The organism is Herbidospora solisilvae, from assembly GCF_009901565.1.
Lineage (GTDB): Bacteria > Actinomycetota > Actinomycetes > Streptosporangiales > Streptosporangiaceae > Herbidospora > Herbidospora solisilvae.
In genome coordinates this window covers 251,006-269,065 of record NZ_WXEW01000010.1, presented here as the reverse complement: position 1 = coordinate 269,065, position 18,060 = coordinate 251,006, and the positions used below count along the sequence as shown (strand labels likewise).

At 72.9% G+C, this 18,060-nt stretch carries 19 protein-coding genes; 5 read left to right on the top strand and 14 right to left on the bottom strand.

From position 1 onward, the window contains the following. Window positions 1–11 precede the first annotated feature (11 nt). Window positions 12–842 (bottom strand): hypothetical protein, encoded by an 831-nt coding sequence (locus GT755_RS31820; RefSeq protein WP_161483261.1) that lies wholly within the window; start codon window positions 840–842, stop codon window positions 12–14. A 216-nt stretch (window positions 843–1,058) separates the two neighbouring features. On the opposite strand from GT755_RS31820, the gene GT755_RS31815 reads away from it, so the two are divergent. After that, window positions 1,059–1,364 carry a MiAMP1 family antimicrobial peptide gene (locus tag GT755_RS31815; protein WP_161483260.1) on the top strand — a complete coding sequence of 102 codons (306 nt, stop codon included), beginning with the start codon at window positions 1,059–1,061 and terminating at the stop codon, window positions 1,362–1,364. Window positions 1,365–1,421: 57 nt separating this feature from the next. On the opposite strand, the gene GT755_RS31810 is transcribed toward GT755_RS31815, so the two are convergent. The 11 genes from GT755_RS31810 to GT755_RS31760 form a co-directional block, all read right to left on the bottom strand. After that, window positions 1,422–2,267 carry a fumarylacetoacetate hydrolase family protein gene (locus GT755_RS31810; protein ID WP_161483259.1) on the bottom strand — a complete coding sequence of 282 codons (846 nt, stop codon included), beginning with the start codon at window positions 2,265–2,267 and terminating at the stop codon, window positions 1,422–1,424. Window positions 2,268–2,334: 67 nt separating this feature from the next. After that, window positions 2,335–3,474: an RNA polymerase sigma factor gene (locus tag GT755_RS31805; protein ID WP_161483258.1), complete on the bottom strand. Its 1,140-nt coding sequence runs from the start codon at window positions 3,472–3,474 to the stop codon at window positions 2,335–2,337. After that, window positions 3,471–3,878, bottom strand: a complete 408-nt coding sequence (locus GT755_RS31800; RefSeq protein WP_161483257.1) for a YciI family protein — start codon at window positions 3,876–3,878, stop codon at window positions 3,471–3,473. Before GT755_RS31800 ends, GT755_RS31805 begins: the two co-directional genes overlap by 4 nt. Window positions 3,879–3,896: 18 nt before the next feature. Next, window positions 3,897–4,322 carry a VOC family protein gene (locus GT755_RS31795; protein ID WP_161483428.1) on the bottom strand — a complete coding sequence of 142 codons (426 nt, stop codon included), beginning with the start codon at window positions 4,320–4,322 and terminating at the stop codon, window positions 3,897–3,899. Window positions 4,323–4,414: 92 nt separating this feature from the next. Continuing rightward, window positions 4,415–5,080, bottom strand: coding sequence for a transcriptional repressor LexA (lexA, locus tag GT755_RS31790; RefSeq protein WP_202610727.1), 666 nt, complete (start codon window positions 5,078–5,080; stop codon window positions 4,415–4,417). Between the two features lie 27 nt (window positions 5,081–5,107). Next, window positions 5,108–5,590: a metallophosphoesterase family protein gene (locus GT755_RS31785; protein WP_161483255.1), complete on the bottom strand. Its 483-nt coding sequence runs from the start codon at window positions 5,588–5,590 to the stop codon at window positions 5,108–5,110. Then, entirely contained in the window at window positions 5,587–6,291 is a 705-nt protein-coding gene (locus GT755_RS31780) for a hypothetical protein (RefSeq protein WP_161483254.1), read from the bottom strand. Before GT755_RS31780 ends, GT755_RS31785 begins: the two co-directional genes overlap by 4 nt. Then, window positions 6,292–6,777, bottom strand: coding sequence for an FxsA family protein (locus GT755_RS31775; RefSeq protein ID WP_161483253.1), 486 nt, complete (start codon window positions 6,775–6,777; stop codon window positions 6,292–6,294). A gap of 65 nt (window positions 6,778–6,842) precedes the next feature. Further along, on the bottom strand, window positions 6,843–7,586 hold the full coding sequence (locus GT755_RS31770; RefSeq protein WP_161483252.1) for a polyprenol monophosphomannose synthase: 744 nt from the start codon (window positions 7,584–7,586) through the stop codon (window positions 6,843–6,845). 9 nt (window positions 7,587–7,595) lie between these two features. Next, the gene (gene lnt, locus GT755_RS31765; RefSeq protein WP_161483251.1) at window positions 7,596–9,158 is read right to left on the bottom strand and encodes an apolipoprotein N-acyltransferase; all 1,563 of its coding nucleotides are present in this window, start codon (window positions 9,156–9,158) and stop codon (window positions 7,596–7,598) included. Window positions 9,159–9,711: 553 nt separating this feature from the next. Continuing rightward, window positions 9,712–11,922, bottom strand: a complete 2,211-nt coding sequence (locus GT755_RS31760; RefSeq protein ID WP_161483250.1) for a HelD family protein — start codon at window positions 11,920–11,922, stop codon at window positions 9,712–9,714. A 95-nt stretch (window positions 11,923–12,017) separates the two neighbouring features. On the opposite strand from GT755_RS31760, the gene GT755_RS31755 reads away from it, so the two are divergent. From GT755_RS31755 to GT755_RS31745, 3 genes are read left to right on the top strand one after another with little or no spacing between them, the layout of a single operon-like run. Beyond that, window positions 12,018–13,199 (top strand): ROK family transcriptional regulator, encoded by a 1,182-nt coding sequence (locus GT755_RS31755; protein WP_161483249.1) that lies wholly within the window; start codon window positions 12,018–12,020, stop codon window positions 13,197–13,199. Then, window positions 13,200–14,456, top strand: a complete 1,257-nt coding sequence (locus tag GT755_RS41415; protein ID WP_161483248.1) for a 6-phospho-beta-glucosidase — start codon at window positions 13,200–13,202, stop codon at window positions 14,454–14,456. It abuts the gene before it with no gap. Beyond that, entirely contained in the window at window positions 14,456–15,409 is a 954-nt protein-coding gene (locus tag GT755_RS31745) for an N-acetylglucosamine kinase (protein WP_202610726.1), read from the top strand. The genes GT755_RS41415 and GT755_RS31745 overlap by 1 nt, the downstream gene beginning before the upstream one ends. Before the next feature lie 8 nt (window positions 15,410–15,417). Here GT755_RS31745 and GT755_RS31740 read toward each other — a convergent pair whose 3' ends face one another. Both GT755_RS31740 and GT755_RS31735 read right to left on the bottom strand, forming a co-directional pair. After that, on the bottom strand, window positions 15,418–15,858 hold the full coding sequence (locus tag GT755_RS31740; protein WP_161483247.1) for an Lrp/AsnC family transcriptional regulator: 441 nt from the start codon (window positions 15,856–15,858) through the stop codon (window positions 15,418–15,420). Between the two features lie 19 nt (window positions 15,859–15,877). Further along, on the bottom strand, window positions 15,878–16,996 hold the full coding sequence (locus tag GT755_RS31735; protein WP_161483246.1) for a M24 family metallopeptidase: 1,119 nt from the start codon (window positions 16,994–16,996) through the stop codon (window positions 15,878–15,880). Window positions 16,997–17,121: 125 nt separating this feature from the next. Here GT755_RS31735 and GT755_RS31730 point away from each other — a divergent pair, with 125 nt between their 5' ends. Then, window positions 17,122–18,054, top strand: a complete 933-nt coding sequence (locus tag GT755_RS31730) for a PP2C family protein-serine/threonine phosphatase (protein WP_161483245.1) — start codon at window positions 17,122–17,124, stop codon at window positions 18,052–18,054. The last annotated feature ends 6 nt before the right edge of the window (window positions 18,055–18,060 follow it).

The following is an 18,060-nucleotide window of genomic DNA, read 5'->3' as shown; positions in this document are numbered from 1 at the left end:
CTACGCGCCCTTCACCCCCTGGTCAGCGCGCCGACGCTGAGCAGGAACGCCCCGCCGTCGGGGCCGGTGCCCGCCTGGACCGACGCCTGGCGGCGGCCGTCGCTCGCGACGGTCCAGAACGAGAGCGTGGTGCCGCCGCAGGTCTGGCCGGCCGGGTCGAGTTTGGCGGTGTTGCCGCGCGCGGTCAGCCGCCACGCGCAGCCGTCGCCGGTGCGGGCCGTCAGGACGTCCCGCCGCCGGGTGAACGTGACGACCCCCTGCCGCGGCGCCTGCACCACCCGGTCCGGCGCGGTGTAGCGGGTGGTGACGATGTTCACCCGGGTCGCCGGGTCGGCCGGGTCGTACCGCCACGCGCCCGCGAACCGCGCCGCCGCGCCCGCCCTCGCCCTGGTCCGGCGGCCGTCGTCGAGGCGGAAGGAGTAGTCGCCGGTGGGCTGGTGGCTGACGGCCTCGATGGTCTCGCGCTCGCGGCCGCCCGACACGGTGACCGACCACCTCGTGATCGTGTACGCCGAGCCGATGACCCGGTTGAAGCAGTTCTGCGTCGGCGGGTCGAGCTCCAGGGAGGCGGGCCGGACCGCGAACGTCCAGGTGCAGCCCTGGTCGGTGCGGCCGGTGACCCCGTCGCCGGTGCGGGTGAAGACGATGTCGCCGATCTGCGGGACGTGGATCGGCGGGGTGGCCCCGACGACGGCGACGTTGCGCATGGTGGCGCGGTCGGGCTGGTCGTAGTTCCAGGTGCCGAGGTAGTCGTGGGGCCGGGGGGCGGGGGTCTGCGCCGGCCCGCCCGTCGCGAGGACCGACGACAACACGAGCGCCAGCGGCGCGAATGAGGAGATCATGGAGCCGGACTCTACGGACCGGCCCCGGCCCCGCTCATCGGCGCCGAGAGGTGTCGTGCGGTACTCCCCGCACCGTAGTTCAGGGGGTCGGCCGTGCACCGCCCGCACCGTCCAAAAAGACGATCTTGATGTGGTCACCGTACGCGCGGCGCACTCGATCAGCGACGCGGACCGTTCCACGATGATCACGCAATGTCACTCAACGGAAGGACACCCGTGAAGAGGATCCTCCTCACCTCCGCGCTCGCCGCCGTCATCGCCGGCACCGCCGGGATGGCCCACGCCTCGGTGTACGTCGCCTACGAGGGCCCCGGCTTCTCGGGCCGGAGCGTCGCCCTCAGCGCGTGCGGCATCAACAACATCCCCTTCGGCGGCTCCTACAAGTGGTACGGCACCGGCCAGAGCGGCCGGATGTACAACCAGCCGAACGCCCAGGGCGTGGCCCACTTCACGCTCGACAGCAACCGCAACGCCGAGCAGATCACGCCGGTCGGCTGGAAGAGCGTCTTCATCGTGTGCTGACCGCCACCCGCCGGGCCGCCGTCGTCGGCGGCCCGGCGCGACGACTCGGCAGGCGACTCAGCAGGCGACGATCACCTGCTCCTGGCGTCCGAGGCCGTCGATCTCCATCGTGACGACGTCGCCGACCTTCAGGTAGGGGAACCGGCCCGACAGCGCCACGCCCTCGGGGGTGCCGGTGCTGATCACGTCGCCCGGCATCAGCAGCATGTAGTGGCTCAGGTGGTGGATGATCTCGGCGACGGAGAACACCATGTCGGCGGTGCTGGAGTCCTGCCGGACCTCGCCGTTGACCCACGACCGCAACCGCAGCGCGGTCGGGTCGATCTCGGAGGCGGGCCGCAGCACCGGCCCGAGCGGGTTGAAGGTCTCGGCGCACTTGCCCTTCGACCACTGGCCGCCCGACTCCTCCAGCTGGAAGGCCCGCTCCGACAGGTCGTTCGACAGGGCGTACCCGGCGACATAGCCGAGCGCCTCGGAGGGGTCGTTCAGGTAGCGCGGGGTGCCCTTCATGACGACGGCCAGCTCGACCTCCCAGTCGGTCTTGGCCGAGTTCGGCGGCAGGATCACGTCGTCGTCCGGGCCGACGACGCAGCCCGGATGCTTGAGGAAGACGATCGGGTAGGGCGGCGGCGCCGCGCCCGACTCCGCGGCGTGGGCGGCGTAGTTCATGCCGATGCACACCACGGCCGGCGGGCGCGCGATGGGCGGGCCGATCCGCCGTCCGGTGGTGTCGATCTCGGGCAGCTCTCCGGCGGCCAGCGCGGCGGCGGTGCGCTCGATGCCGTCGTCGGCCAGGAAGGGGCCGTCGATGTCGGCGGTGAGCGGCGTCAGGTCGTAGGCGCGGCCCTCCTCGCGGACGGCGGGGCGCTCGGACCCGGCGGGGCCGTGGCGGAAGAGTTCCATGGTGCGGTTCCTCACGAATCGTCCGGAAAATCGGTGCCCACCCTACCGACGCCGCCGAACTCCTTGATCATTCGCGCGGGCGGGCGTTGAGGCGGGCGGCCTGGCGGGTGAGGTGGTCGCGTTCGGGCAGGCTGGGTGCCTTGCGGGCGGCTTCGGCGTACAGGCGGGCGGCGGTGGCGGGGTCGCCGGCGCGTTCGTGCAGGTAGGCCGCGGCGGCGGTGTGGCGGGGCAGGCCGGGGTCGAGCTCGGCCAGGGCGGCCAGGCCGGCCCGCGCGCCGTCGGCCTCGCCGACCGCGACGGCGCGGTTGAGGCGGGCCACCGGGTTGCCGGTGAGGCGCACCAGTTCGTCGTACCACTCGACGATCTGCACCCAGTCGGTCTCGGCGGCCGTCGGGGCGTCGGCGTGCAGGGCGGCGATGGCGGCCTGGGCCTGGAACTCGCCGAGGCGGTCGCGGGCCAGGGCCGCCTGGAGGATGTCGACGCCTTCGGCGATCATGCGGGTGTCCCACCGGCCGCGGTCCTGCTCGGCCAGCGGCACCAGCCGGCCGTCGGGGGTGGTGCGGGCCGGGCGGCGGGCGTGGTGCAGCAGCATGAGCGCGAGCAGCCCGGCGACCTCCTCGTCCTTCGTCATGGCGGCGAGCTGGCGGGTGAGCCGGATCGCCTCGGCGGCCAAGTCGACGTCGCCGGAGTAGCCCTCGTTGAAGACCAGGTAGAGCACCCGCAGCACCGTGGCGACGTCGCCGGGCCGGGTGAACCGCACGCCGGCCACGGTGCGTTTGGCCCGGCTGATGCGCTGCGCCATGGTCGACTCGGGCACGAGGTAGGCCTGCGCGATCTGCCGGGTGGTCAGCCCGCCGACCGCGCGCAGCGTCAGCGCGACGGCCGACGACGGGGTCAGCGAGGGGTGCGCGCACAGGAAGTACAGCCGCAGCGTGTCGTCGGCCGACTCGGCCGGGCCGGGCTCCGGTTCGCTCTCGGCGCGCAGCTCCCGGTCGCGCCGGGAGGTCTCGGCGCGGGCGGCGTCGAGGAACTTGCGCCACGCCACCGTGATCAGCCACCCCTTGGGGTCGCGCACCTCCTGCGGCGCGCGCACGGCCTCGACCAGGGCGTCCTGGACGGCGTCCTCGGCCGCCGCGAAGTCGGCCCCGCGGCGGACGAGCACCCCGATCACCGCGGGCACCAGCTCCCTCAGCAGCGACTCGTTCAATCGAACACCGTCGAGTGGATGGTCAGGAACGGCCGCACCTCCAGCCACTCGTGGATCGGCCGGCCGCCCGCGCCGGGGGCGGCGGACAGTTCGGCGGCCAGTTCGTAGGCGCGTTCGCGCGACTCGACGTCGATCACCATCCACCCGGCGATGAGGTCTTTGGTCTCGGCGAACGGGCCGTCGACGACCGGCGGCCGCCCCTCGCCGTCGTAGCGGACGAACGCCCCCTCGGGTGCGATGCCCTGGCTGTCGACGAACTCGCCGGTGCCCTCCAGCCGGGCGGCGAAGTCGGCCATGTAACGGACGTGGGCGGCGACCTCCTCGGGCGTCCACTGGTCCATCGACACGTCGTTGACCGGCGCGGGCGCGCCCCGGTAGTGCTTCAGCAGCAGATACTTGGCCATCTTTCCTCTCCTTCCCGGTCAGCCGAGCCGCTCGGCCAGGGCGACGATGATCCCCTCGGGCCCCCGGAGGTAGCAGAGCCGGTAGCTGTCCTCGTAGCGCACCACGTCGCCGACGAGCGTGGCGCCGTGCCTGCCCAGCCGGGCCACGACGTCGTCGATGCCCTCGACGGCGAACATGACGCGGTGCAGGCCCCGGGTGTTGGGCGGCACGGTGCCCGGATCGGGGCCGACCGCCGCGGGGGCGTGGTACTTCGTCAGCTCCAGCCGCCCGTGGCCGTCAGGGGTCCGCATCATCGCGATGTCGCTGCTCACGCCCTCAAGCCCGACGGTACGGTCGGCGAACCCCCCTTCGATGCGCGCCCGCCCCTCCACGTCCATGCCGAGCTCCACGAAGAACGCGACGGCGGCCTCCAGGTCCTCGACGACGATGGCGACGTTGTCCATGCGTGTGATCGTCACGGTGGTACTCCTTCGTCTTTGGTGAACCGGGGACGGAGCCGCCGCCGCGTTCTCGACATCGGGCGCGGAGATTTTTCTCAGACGCTCCGCAACACCGACACGACGATGCCCAGCACCACGGCGTCGTCGCCGTCGATGTCGGCGTAGGCGGGGTTGCGCGGTTCGAGCACGACGTGCCCGCCGCGCCGCCGGAACACCTTGACGGTCGCCTCGCCGTCGATCATCGCGGCGACGATCTGCCCCGAGTGGGCCTCGGGCTGCTGCCGCACCACGACGATGTCGCCGTCGCAGATGGCGGCGTCGACCATCGAGTCGCCCCGCACCCGCAGCCCGAAGACGGTGCCCCGGCCGGTCAGGTCGCGCGGCAGGGTCAGCGCGTCGTCGACGTACTGCTCGGCCGGGATGGGCACACCGGCGGCGATGTCGCCCACGACGGGCACGCTGACCAGGTCGGCGGCCGGTCGCGCCGCCGGTCCGCGCAGGAACGCCCGCACGTCCATCGGCCGGCTCATCGCCGTGCCCCGGCGCAGGAACCCCAGCTCCTCCAGGCTCCGCAGGTGCCGCGACACGGCGGACGCCGAACGCAGGCCGACCGCGTCGCCGATCTCCCGGGTGCTCGGCGGATATCCGTGGCGGACCACCCAGTCGTGGATCACGGCCAGCATCCGCTGCTGCCGCGGCGGCAGGGCCGAGGTGTCGAGGTGCTCGAACAGGTCGTCGTCGTAGGCGGTCACCTGCGACATCGTAGGTGCCGGAAGACCGGACGCGGGTCAGGTCACGGCGACGATCGCCGCCTCCACCAGGGTTCCGTCCTCGACGCGCAGCAGCCCGAGGGTGCCGTGGGGCTGGCGTCGCTTGTCGGTGGGCGAGCCGGGGTTGAAGATGCGGAACCCGCCGGAGGACTCGTCCAGGGGAATGTGGGAGTGGCCGAACACGACCAGGTCGGCGTCGGGGAACCGGGCCCGCATCCGGGCCAGCCGCCCCTTGGCCGGCCCGCTGTCGTGGATCATCGCCACACGCAGCCCGCCGAGGTCCAGCTCCAGCGTCTCGGGTGCGTGGACGTCGGGCCCGTCGTTGTTGCCCTTGACGGCGTGGACGGGCGCGTAGGCGGCCAGCTCGTCCAGGACCCCGCCGACGCACACGTCACCGGCGTGCAGAATCAGGTCGGCGCCCCGCAGATGCCCGGCCACACGCGGCGGGCACGCCTTCCAGAACCGGGGGGCGTGCGTGTCGGACAGTACGACGATCTTCATGTCTCCAGCATGGCCGGTTCGACGTGCCGCAGGTCGTAGGGAAACAGGTCGTCGCCCGGATCGGTCACGGTGCCGCACCGATGGCGGACGAGCTCGACCTCCGCCTGATCGGCGGGCCGTTCGGTCCCGTCGACGTTGTAGTGGAACCGGCCCTCGGCCCAGTAGTCGCGGCGCGCGTCGGTCCGCCACTGCGAGTTGTGCCCCCAGCCGTGGGAGAGGTCGCAGGCGGGCCGGTGGCGGCGGTAATGGGTCCAGTAGACGGCCGACCGGTCGGCGACCCCGGCGACCAGGTGCCGCTCCCCGGCGGTGACGACCACTCCGGCGCGGGCCAGCAGCAGCGTCCCGACCATGAAGCCGGGCCAGCGTTCCGCGACGATCGACGGCGGTTCGCTCGAGTCAGGGGCCTGCCGGACCTCGGCGACCTCGTGGAAGAACGGGTGGAAGGCCTTGCGGTCGACGCGGTCGGCGCCCAGGGCGGCGCAGAACGCGGGATAGGCCTCGGGGTGGTCGGCGATGAGCAGGTCGAGGACGCGTCCCAGGGCGTAGAGCCGCTGCAGGGGGTCGTGTCCCGGCCGGGTCCGATGGGCGCCCGGCCGGCCCAGCTCCCGAATCTCGGCCACCAGGTCGGGATGCTCGGCGAGCCACGGCCACAGGACCTCGGGTGAGTCGTGGAGGGACTCGTACAGGGAACGCCAGGTCATTCAGTCGTCGACGACCTCGCCGCGCACCACGTTCTCCCTCGGCCGGGGCTGGTCGTGGTGGGAGTCGTGGCGGGGCATGGCGGAGATGAAGGGGGCGTAGGGGGACCGGGCGGCCATCGACTTGACCCGGCGGCCCAGGAACCAGGTCGCCAGCCGTCGGGCGAACGGGCGGGTGAAGGGCAGGATCATGGCGAAGCCGAAGACGTCGGTGATGAAGCCGGGGGTGAGCAGCAGCGCGCCGCCCGCCACGATCAGGGCGCCGTCGGCGAGTTCCCTGTCGGGCATGCGGCCCGACTCGATCGCCTTCTGCAGCGCGGCCCAGGCCCGGCGGCCCTCGCGCCGCACCAGCCAGCCGCCGAGCAGGCTGTCGGCGATCAGCAGCGCGACCGTGGTCCAGCCGCCGATGACCTCACCGATCTGGATCAGCAGCCAGATCTCCAGCACCGGTACCACGAGAAACGCCAGGAACAGCCCGATTCGCAGCATCCGCCACACCTCCACACGCGAGCCTACGAGGGTTGGAACGCCTGCGCGCGCGGGACGGGTTCCCGTTAACGCCGACGGCGAAACCGCTCGGGGATCCCGGTCACGCCCCACACGCTGATGCGCCACAACGCCTCGGTCATGACGTCGCGGCTCATCTTGCTCTGCCCGACGGCCCGGTCGACGAAGGTGATCGGCACCTCGGTGATGCGCAGCCCTTCGCGGACCGTGCGCAGGGTCAGGTCGACCTGGAAGCAGTAGCCCTGGGACTGCACGCCCTCGATGCCGATCTTGCGCAGGGTGGTGGCCCGGTAGGCGCGGAAGCCCGCGGTCGCGTCGCGGACCGGCATGCCGAGCATGATCCGCGTGTACGTGTTGGCGCCCCGCGACAGGAACTCCCGCGAGGTCGGCCAGTTGATGACCTTCCCGCCCGGCACCCACCGCGACCCGATCGCCAGGTCGGCCCCGGCCTCGACCGCGGCGAGCAGCTTGTGCAGCTCCTCGGGCTGGTGGGACCCGTCGGCGTCGATCTCCACGAGCACGTCGTAGCCGCGTTCGAGGCCCCACTGGAAGCCGGCGATGTAGGCGGCGCCCAGGCCCTGCTTGCCGGGCCGGTGGAGGACGTGGACGTGGTCGTCGCGCTCGGCCAGCTCGTCGGCGATCTTGCCGGTGCCGTCGGGGCTGTTGTCGTCGGCGACCAGCAGGTCGACGTCGGGCAGCGCCGAGCGGAGCCGCTCGACGATGCGCGGCAGGTTGTCACGCTCGTTGTAGGTGGGAACGATCACGAGCACGCGCCCAAGCATCCGGTCCATCGGCTCCTCCTAGTGATCTTCGAAGTCCCGCCGGGCCCGCCGCGCGGCGACCGCCGCGACGACGGCCGCGCCCGATCCCGCCACCATCAAAATGATCTCGGGCAGAACACCTACCCGGGTCGCCAGGGTGTCACGCGTGCGCACCTGCGCGGTCACCACGGCGCTCGCCGCCACCAGTTCGGGTGTCTCCCACAGGATGCGCCCGTCGGGGGCGACGTGGGCCGAGACGCCCGTCGTCGCGACCGGGATGACCGCGCGGTTGTGCTCCACCGCCCGGATGCGCGACATGGCGAGCTGCTGGGGCGGCAGGTTCGACTGCTCGTAGGTGGCGTTGTTGGTCTGCACCACCAGCGGCGAGCCGCCCGCGCGGACGGTGCCGTTGACGATCGTGTCGAAGGCGACCTCGTAGCAGCTCACCGCGCCGAGGGTGACCGGGCCGGCCTTCAGGTCGCCCGGCTTCTCACCGGGGACGGACTGCCGCCCGACCAGGCCGGCCCGTTCGAACAAGGCCAGGACCAGGTCCTTGTACGGGGTGAACTCCCCGAACGGCACCAGCTTCTGCTTGTCGTAGTAGACGCCCGGCCCGGTGACCGGGTCCCACACGATGCTGCGGGTGGCCCGGGCGTCGTCCCCGAGGATCACCACGGCCCCCACGAGGACCGGCACGCCGACGTCCTTCACCGCGGCGTCGATGATCGCGTAGGCGGCGGGGTCGCGGAAGGGGTCGATGTCGGTGGAGTTCTCGGGCCAGACCACCACGTCGGGCCTGGGGTACTTCCCGGCCCGGACGGCCTCGGCCAGCCGGTGGGTCTCGTCGGCGTGGTTCTTCAGCACGACGGCGGGCTCGCCTCCGTGGAACCCCAGCTTGTCGCTGCGGGGCACACTGCCCTGGACCACCCCGATGTTCACCGTCTTGCCCTCGTCGCCGTGGAGGGGGACGAGCATCCCCACCACCGGTAGGGCTACCACCCCGGCCGCCGTCAACGCGACCACGCGCTCGCGGTAGTCGCGGGTGAACAGGTGAACGGCCAGGTAGGCGAGCAGGCAACCGGTCAGGGCGACGGTGAAACTTACAGACGGGGCGCCGAAGAGGGAGGCGTACTTCAGGTAGGGCGCGGTGCCCTGGCTGAAGACCAGGCGGGCCCACGGGAAGCCGCCCATCGGGAAGGTGCTGCGGGCCCACTCCTGGAGCACCCACAGGCACGCCGCCCAGAGGGGCCACAGGCGCAACCGGACCACCAGGGCCACCAGCAGGCCCTGGGCGGCCCAGAAAGCGCTCTCAATGGCGACCAGGGCCACCCAGGCGTCGTCGCCGATGGGCCGCACCCACGCCATGGCGGGGAACAGGAACGCCAGCCCGCCCAGGAACCCGAGCCACAGGGCGCGGCGGGGGCGGACCCCGTACACGGAGAGGACCACGGGGGCGACGCCGATGGGCGCGCAGAACCACCAGCCGAGCGGCGGGAAGGCCAGGAAGATCAGCAGGCCGCCGGCGACGGCGAGACCGGCGCGGGCCCACACGGGCGGGGCGAACGCCGGGGCGGTCGACCGCGGGGTCGCCGTTGCGAGCACGCGTCTCCTTTGACCAGACCGAATGAAGGGCTGGTCGGAACGGTACCGCGCCGGACGGCAGGCCCCAAAACAGGCACTGGAACATCCCAGGGAACTCACAGCAATGGTCCTTGAGTTCTCCTGTGGCCACAGGAGAACTCAAGGACCATCCGGCTACGCACAGGGCACGGGTGCCACGTGCCCAGGCCCATCTCACGAGACGGTTCGGAGCCCTGAGCGCCCTTCGGACCGGTTCCGTCCCGTCGGCGGCGGGCGCGGAGTTCCGTTGTCTACTGGGCGCCGGGACCCCTCCCGGGTCCAACCCCCCACCCGGTTGTGGTGCCCCGGCCCGACAAAAGCGCCGGCGCCGCGCCTGGCTGAGCTACGGAGCGTCCCGAATGTGGGGCGACGCTCCGTCACGGACGCGGAATCCGACGATGTCTGAAGACGGCCAACCGGTCAGTCCCGTGCTGGACTCCGCAGCAAACTACCGACCTGAGCGCAGATGTCAACCAGCTCCCCAGCAGCGGGAACGCCAAGTTTTCGCAGGTGGGACAGGATGGTACAAGCGCCGCTATCGGAGGCCGGCCAGCACCTCGGGCAACGGGCCGGTGTGGACCACGCAAAGCCGCCGGGTCGCCCTGGTCAGGGCCACGTAAAGGTCGCTCGCGCCGCGCGGCGACTCGGCCAGGATCCGGGCCGGCTCGACCACCACGACGGCGTCGAACTCCAGGCCCTTGGCCTCGGTCACCGACAGCACCGCCACCTCGGCGTCGAGCGCCTCGGGGCCGGTCATCCGGGACAGGCCCACGTCGAGGCCGTCGGGGACGATCACGACCAGCCGGCCGTCGGCCACCTTCTGCCGCTCGATGATCTCCGGCAGGTCTCCGACCAGGTCGTCGGTCTGCACCGCGGTGGGCTTCTCACCGCTCTCGCGGACCGATTCCGGCGCCTTCAGCGAGGGGTCGACGAGGGTGAGCACGTCGGCCGCGACGGCCATCAGCTCGGCCGGGGTGCGGTAGTTGACGGTCAGCCGCGACTCGCGCCAGCGGCCCTGGACGTAGGGGTCGAGCACGCTCTTCCAGCTCGGCGCCCCGGCCGCCGAGCCGGTCTGGGCGATGTCGCCCACGATCGTCATCGACCGCGACGGGCAGCGGCGCATCAGCGTGCGCCAGGCCATCGCCGAGAGCTCCTGGGCCTCGTCGACGATCACGTGGCCGAAGGCCCAGGTGCGGTCGCGGGCGGCGCGCTCGGCCGTTGTGAGATATCCCTCTTCTTCCTGCTGCCGCTCGGCGAAGCGCTCGGCGTCCATGATGTCGGCCAGGCCGGTCATCTCCAGGACCTCGCGGGCGTAGGCGAGCTGCTGCTCGCGCTCCTCCTCGGCGCGGCGGGCGGCCCGCAGCACGCCCTCGTCGATGTCGCCGAGCAGTTCGGCGGCCTCGTCGAGCAGCGGCACGTCGGCCTCGCTCCACCAGCGCTCGCCCTTGCGCGGCGGCTCGCGCAGCAGCAGCGCGGCCTCGGCCGGGGTGAACCCGGCGGCGGTCATGCGGTCGGCCGAGGTGAACAGGCCGATGAGGAGCTGCTGGGGCGTCAGGTAGGGCCACAGCCGGTTGAGCGCGGCCTTCACCGGCTCCTCGGTGCGCAGGTCCTCCCGCAGGTCGGCGAAGTCCTCGTCGGACAACACGCCGCGGCCCAGGTGGCGGGCGGCCTGCTTGGTCAGCGTGTTCAGCAGGTGGCGCACGAAGACCGAGCGGGCCTGGTTGTGCGGGCGGCGCGACTTGGCCGCCCGGTTGCGGGCCGCCTCGAAGCTCTGCCGGTCGAGCCGCAGCGTGTAGCGGTCGAGCCTGATGTCGACCGGCTTGGCCGGCATGCGCTGCCGGTCGGCGATGGCGCGGGCCAGCACGTCGGCCATCCGCAGCCCGCCCTTGAGCGCCGCCGCGGCCGCCGGTTCGGGCCGGGTGGCGGTCACGCCGGGGAACAGCTCCCCCACGGTCGACAGCAGCACGTCGGTCTCGCCCAGCGACGGCAGGACCTGCTCGATGTAGCGCAGGAACGTGAGGTTCGGTCCGACGATGAGCACCCCGCGGCGTTCGAGCCGCTCCCTGTACGTGTAGAGCAGGTAGGCCGCCCGGTGCAGCGCGACCACGGTCTTGCCGGTGCCGGGCCCGCCCTGCACGACCAGCACGCCCGACAGGTCGCCCCGGATGATGCGGTCCTGCTCGGCCTGGATGGTGGCCACGATGTCGCGCATGCGGCCGGTCCGGGTCTCCGACAGCGCGGCCAGCAGGGCGGCCTCGCCGTTGAGGGTGGCGCGGTCGTCGGCGCTGAGCCCGTCGAGGTCGAGCAGGTCGTCGTCGACCGAGACGACCTCGCGGCCCTTGATGTGCAGGTGGCGGCGGCGGGTCACGCCCATCGGCGCGGCCGGGGTGGCGCGGTAGAACGGCTGGGCGACCGGGGCCCGCCAGTCGATCAGCAGCCGGTGCTGCTCGTCGTCGGTCAGCCCGATGCGGCCGATGTAGAAACGCGTCTCCTCAGCTCCGGGGGCGAGGTCGAGCCGGCCGAAGCAGAGCCCGCGCTCGACGGCCCACAACCGGGCCAGGCGCTGGGAGTACATGACGGCGAAGTTGTCGCGTTCCGACCGGTTCTGGTGGGTGCCGAACGCGCCCTGGGCGAGCACGCCGTCGAGCTGCGCGCGGGTGCGCACCCGCAACTGGTCGAGCCGGTCGTAGAGGCCGGCGACGTAGTCGCGTTCACGGGTCAGCTCGGGCGCGGATGACTGTGGCATAGGCCGATAGATTCTACGCGTCCCCCCGAGCCTGCCGGTCACGATGCGGTGTCGGCCCCTTGACTCGTTTGGAAGGTTTCTTTACTTTCTCCAAAGTGAGCCAGCCGACTCCCGGAACCCCCAGCCTGCTGCGGGCCATCAACGACCGCGCGGCGTTGCGGGTCCTCCTCGACCGGGGTCCGCTGACCCGGCCCGAACTGGGCGCCCTGACGGGCCTGTCCAAGCCGACCGCCTCCCAGCTGCTGCTGCGCCTGCAGGAGGCCGGTCTGGTGGTGCTCGACGGCATCCGCGAGGGCTTGCCGGGCCGGACCGCCGAGCTCTACCGCATCAACGCCGGGGCGGCCCACGTCGCGGCCCTCGACGTGACCCGCGACCGGATCGAGGTCGCCGTGGCCGACCTGACCGGCACGGTCGTCGGCACGTCCGTGCTCCCGACGCCCGGCCGGGCCGGGGGCGACGTGGTGGAGCGGGTGCGCACCGCCCTGGCCGAGGCCTGGCCCTACCCGGTCAACCGCGTGGTGATCGGCATCCAGGGCGCCGTCGACCCGTCCACGGGCCGCCTCGGGTACGCCGCCCACATCCCGGGCTGGCACATCCCCGACCTCGTCCCGACCCTGTCCGGCGGCGTCGGCACGCCCGTCGACGTGGAGAACGACGTCAACCTCGTCGCGCTGGCCGAACGCGCCCACGGCGGGCACCGCGACTTCGTGCTGCTGTGGGTCGACTCGGGCATCGGCTCGGCGATCGTGCTGGGCGACCGGCTGCACCGGGGCGCCACCGGCGGCGCGGGCGAGGTGGGCTACATGCCGGCCGTCGGCGCGCCGACCGCGCGTGACGTCGGCAAGCGGGTCGACCACGGTTTCCAGGCGCTGGCCGGAGGCCAGGCGGTGCTGCGGCTGCTGCGGGCGCGCGGCATCCGTGGAACGTCCGCGGCCGAGGCCGTGGAGCGTGCCGTACGGGTCGCCGAGGAGGGCGGCAAGCGGGCCGGGGAGGCGGCCGAGGGGCTGCGGGAGATCGCCCGGCGGCTCGCCATGGGGCTGGCCGCCATCACCAGCGTGCTCGACCCCGAGGTCATCGTGCTGGCCGGCGGGATGCCGCTGGCCGGCGGCGAGACGCTGCGGGCGCTGACCGAACGCGAACTGCACGCCCTCACGCTGCCCCGGCCGCCGCTGCGGCTGTCGGCCGTCGAGGGCAACCCTGTGCTGGCCGGGGCGCTGCACCTGGGGCTCGACGTGGTCCGGGACGAGGTCTTCGGATCGAAACTACAAGGAGGATGAGTGAAACTCGCCGTTGTCGGGGGCGGCTCGACGTACACACCAGAGCTGATCGACGGCTTCGCGCGGCTGCGCGAGGAGCTGCCGCTGAGTGAGATCGCCCTTGTCGACCCGGACGCCCACCGGTTGTCCCTGGTCGCCGGGATGACCCGCCGCATGCTGGCCCGCGCCGGGCACCCGGCCGCGGTGACCGAGCACGCGTCGGTCGGGCCGGGCGTCGAGGGGGCCGGCGCGGTGCTCCTGCAGCTGCGCGTGGGCGGCCAGGCGGCGCGCGACGTCGACGAGACGCTGCCGCTGGAGTGCGGCTGCGTCGGCCAGGAGACCACCGGCGCGGGCGGCCTGGCCAAGGCGCTGCGGACCGTTCCGGTGGTGCTGGAGATCGCCGAGGAGGTGCGCCGCCGCGCGCCCGGCGCGTGGATCGTCGACTTCACCAACCCGGTCGGCATCGTGACGCGGGCCCTGCTCGACGAGGGCCACCGGGCCATCGGCCTGTGCAACGTGGCCATCGGCATGCAGCGCCGCTTCGCCGCGCTCCTCGGCGTGCCGTGGCAGTCGATCGGGCTCGGCCACGTCGGGCTGAACCACCTGACGTGGGAGCGGTCGGTGACCGTCGACGGGCGGGAGGTGCTGCCCGCGCTGCTGGAGGAGCACGCGTCCTCGATCGCGGCCGAGGTCGGGCTGCCCGAGTGGATTTTGCGCGACCTGGGCGTCGTGCCGTCCTACTACCTGCGCTACTTCTACGAGCACGACAACGTGGTCGAGGAGCAGCGGGTCAAGCCGTCGCGGGCGGCCGAGGTGGCCGCGATGGAACAGACCCTGCTCGGCATCTACGCCGACCCCGCCAGCGACACCAAGCCCGACCTGCTCGGCAAGCGGGGCGGCGCCTACTACTCCGAGGCCGCGGTCGCGCTGATCGCCTCGCTGGCCGGCGACCGGGGCGACGTGCAGGTGGTGAACGCCCGCAACGGCGGCACGCTGCCGTTCCTGCCGCCCGAGGCGGTCATCGAGGTGCCCGCCGTGATCGGCGCGTCCGGCGCCGCGCCGCTGCCGGTGCCCGCCGTCGAGCCGCTCTACCGGGGGCTGATCGCGAACGTGTCGGCGTACGAGGAACTGGCCCTGGACGCGGCCAGGAACGGCGGGGAACGCCGCGTGCGGGACGCGCTGCTCGCCCACCCGCTCGTCGGCCAGGCCGACCTGGCGACGGGCCTGGCGACCCGGCTGATCGCGGCCAACCGCGCGCACCTGCCCTGGGCCGTTTGATGCGGACCATCCTGGCGATCGACGGCGGCAACAGCAAGACCGACATCGTGCTGGTCGGCGAGGACGGCGCCGTGCTCGGCACCTGGCGGGGCGGCCCGTTCACCCCGCAGAGCAGCGGCGTCGTCCCGGCGGTCGACGTGATCGAGAACGCCCTCGGCGGGCCCGGCCCGCGCGCCGACCACGTCTTCGCCTACGTCGCCGGAGCCGACCTGCCCATCGAGGAGGTCCGGCTGCGCGACGAGATGGCCCGCCGCCGCTTCGCCCCGCAGATCGTCGTCGGCAACGACACCTTCGCCCTGCTCCGGGCGGGCGCGAGCGGCCCGTGGGGCGCGGCGGTGGTGTGCGGCGCCGGGATCAACGCGGTGGCGGTCGCCCCCGACGGCCGGGTGGCCCGCTTCCCCGCCCTCGGCCGCATCTCCGGCGACTGGGGCGGCGGCGGAGGCCTGGCCGAGGAGGCGTTGTGGCACGCGGCCAGGGCCGAGGACGGCCGGGGACCCGCGAGCGAGCTGGCCGCGACGGTCTGCCGCGTCTTCGGCGCCGCGACGGTCGAGGAGGTGGTGATCGCCCTGCACTTCGGCGAACTCCCCTACGAGCGCCTGCACGACCTGGTCGCCCCGCTGCTGGAGACCGCGCGCGGCGGCGACCCGGTCGCCCGCTCGGTGGTGGTCCGGCTGGCCGACGAGGTCGCCGTGCTCGGCGTGGTCGCCATGCGCCGCATCGGCCTGCTCGACGTGCCGTGTGAGGTGGTGCTCGGCGGCGGCGTGCTGACCGCCCGCGACCCGCTGCTGACCACGCTGGTCGAGGAGCGGTACGCCGCCCAGGCCCCGCACGCCAAGCTCGTCGTCGCCGACGTCCCCCCGATCGTCGGCGCGGCCTTCAAGGGCCTGGACGCCCTCGGCGCGGCCCCCGAGGCCTACGACCGGGTCAGGACGGCCTTCGAGACGGCGTTCTAGACCGCGTTCTAGACGGCGGGAGGCCGGTAGTCGAACGGGGTGGAGAGCACGACCGTGGTCCGGGTCGACACGTTGGCGGCGGCCCGGATCTGGTTGAGCAGCTCCTCGAGGTCGAGCGGCGAGCCGACCCGGACCTTGAGGATGTAGCTCTCGTCACCGGCCACGCTGTGGCACGACTCGATGGCGGCCAGATGGCGCAGCCGGTCGGGCGCGTCGTCGGCGGCGGCCGGGTCGATCGGCTTGATCGACACGAAGGCGGTCAGCGGCAGCCCGACCTCGTCGAAGTCGACCAGCGCGGCGTATCCCTTGATCACGCCGCGTTTCTCCAGCCGCCGCACCCGTTGATGGACCGCCGACACCGAGAGCCCGGTCTCCTTGGCCAGATCGGTGAAACTCATCCGCCCGTCGGCCGCCAGCAACGCGACAATCCGCCTGTCGATCTCCTCCATCCCGCAAACGGTACGGCAATCAGACGATCACCAGATCCCGCGTCGTGTTGTTCAGCCGGGAGACCCCGTCGTCGGTGCAGACGACGATGTCCTCGATGCGGGCGCCGTGGGCGCCCGGCAGGTAGATGCCGGGCTCCACCGAGAACGCCATGCCGGGCGCGAGCACCTCGTCGTTGCCCGCCACGATGTAGGGGTCCTCGTGGGACTCCAGCCCGATGCCGTGGCCGGTCCGGTGGACGAACAGGTCGCCGTAACCGGCCTCCGCGATCACCTCGCGGGCCGCCGCGTCGATCGACTCGCAGGTGACGCCGGGACGGACGGCCGCGCAGGCGGCGTCCTGGGCCGCGCGCAGCACCTCGAAGTAGCGGGCGTAGTCGGCCGGGGGCTCGCCAACGCAGTAGTTGCGGGTGGAGTCGGAGCAGTAGCCGCTGGCCATCGTGCCGCCGATGTCGACCACCACCGGCTCGCCGGCCCGGATCACCCGGTCGGACACGTCGTGGTGGGGCGAGGCGCCGTTGGGGCCCGAGGCGACGATGACGAAGTCGATCGTGACGTGGCCCGCGCTCAGGATCGCGTCGGCGATGTCGCGGCCGACCTCGCGCTCGGTGCGGCCGGCCTTCAGCAGCGAGGGCACCAGCGCGTGGACGGCGTCGATCGCCGCCCCGGCCTCGGCCAGCGCCGCCGCCTCGGCGGCCGACTTGCGCATCCGCAGGTCGCGCAGCACCGAGGAGGCGAGCCGCTGCTCGGCCCCCGGCAGCGCGTCGCGGAACCGCAACGACTGCATCGCCCACATGCGGTCGGCCAGCGCGACGCTGCCGACCTCGCCCAGCCGGCGGGCGACGACCGCGTAGGGGTCGTCGGTCTCGTCCCAGGGCACGAACTCCACGCCCAGGCGGCCGGCCGGGGAGCTCTGCGCGGCGGGCAGCTCCAGGCGCGGCACCATCATGAAGGGGTCGCCGCCGTCGCCCGGCACGACCAGGCAGGTCAGCCGTTCGAGCGCGTGGGCGTCGTAACCGGACACGTAGCGCAGATCGGGGCCGGGGGTCAGCAGCAGCGCGCCCACCCCGGAGGCCGCGGTCGCCGATCGCACCAGGTCGAGGCGGTCGGCCGAAAACACGTCAAGGGACTCCGTTGTCACAGCGCCATACTAGAAGTGGCGTGGATCGGCGAAAAACCACGGCGAGTTGTCTAGACCAATGCTACGCTCCGCACAGGGCCGTTCACGGCTCGTCCCCCATCCGTCCCTTCTCATTTCTTTGGACCATGCGTTTCCCGAGAGCGAGCCTCACCATGACCGGCACCGCCGGTGGCGAGCAGCCGCCCCTCACCTCCGTCGAGGAACCGTCCCTGGCCGGGGCCCACACCGCGGCCGACATGGTGACCTCGATGCGAGAGCGGCTCGACCGCACCGAGGCGCGGCTCGCGGAGCAACAGCAGCTCACCTACCTGCTGCGCGACGCGATCATGCCCGATCCCGGCGCCGACCTGGTCCTGCCCAGCGCCCGGATCGCCGTGCGCTGCGTGCCGATGGAGGAACGCCCGGTCGGCAGCCACCACCGGCAGGTCACGGGTGAGCCCGAGCAACTGCTCAACGTGCTCGGCGGCGACTGGTGGGAGGCCAGCGGGCTGCCCGACGGGCGCATTCTGCTCGCCGTCGGCGACGTGTCCGGCCACGGCGTCCCGGCGATCGCCCACATGGCCCAGCTCCGCCACGGCCTGGCCGCCCTGGCGATGACCGGCCAGGGCCCCGGCGCGATGCTCGGCTGGCTCAACACGCTCACCATGACCCGGCTCGACGACACCACCGCCACCGCCGTGGTCGGCCTGTTCGACCCCAATACGCTGCGGTTCACCTGGGCCGGCGCGGGCCACCCGGTGCCCGTGCTGGTGCGCGGCGGCATCGCCCGGCCGATGGTCGCCCCGCCGGGCGTGCTGCTCGGCGCCACCCGCAAGCCCGCCTACGGCGTGGCCAAGGTGCAGCTGCGGCCCGGCGACGTGCTGGTGATGTTCACCGACGGGCTGATCGAGCGGCGCGACCGCGACATCGACGAGGGCCAGGCCCAGGTGCTGGCGGCGGCCGGTTCGCTGACCGTGGCCGACCTGCCCGACGGGGTCGACGCGATGCTGAAGACCGTCGGCGGACCGAATCCGCGCGACGACACGTGCCTGCTCGCGGTGGGGGTGCTGGGAGCATAGACGGGT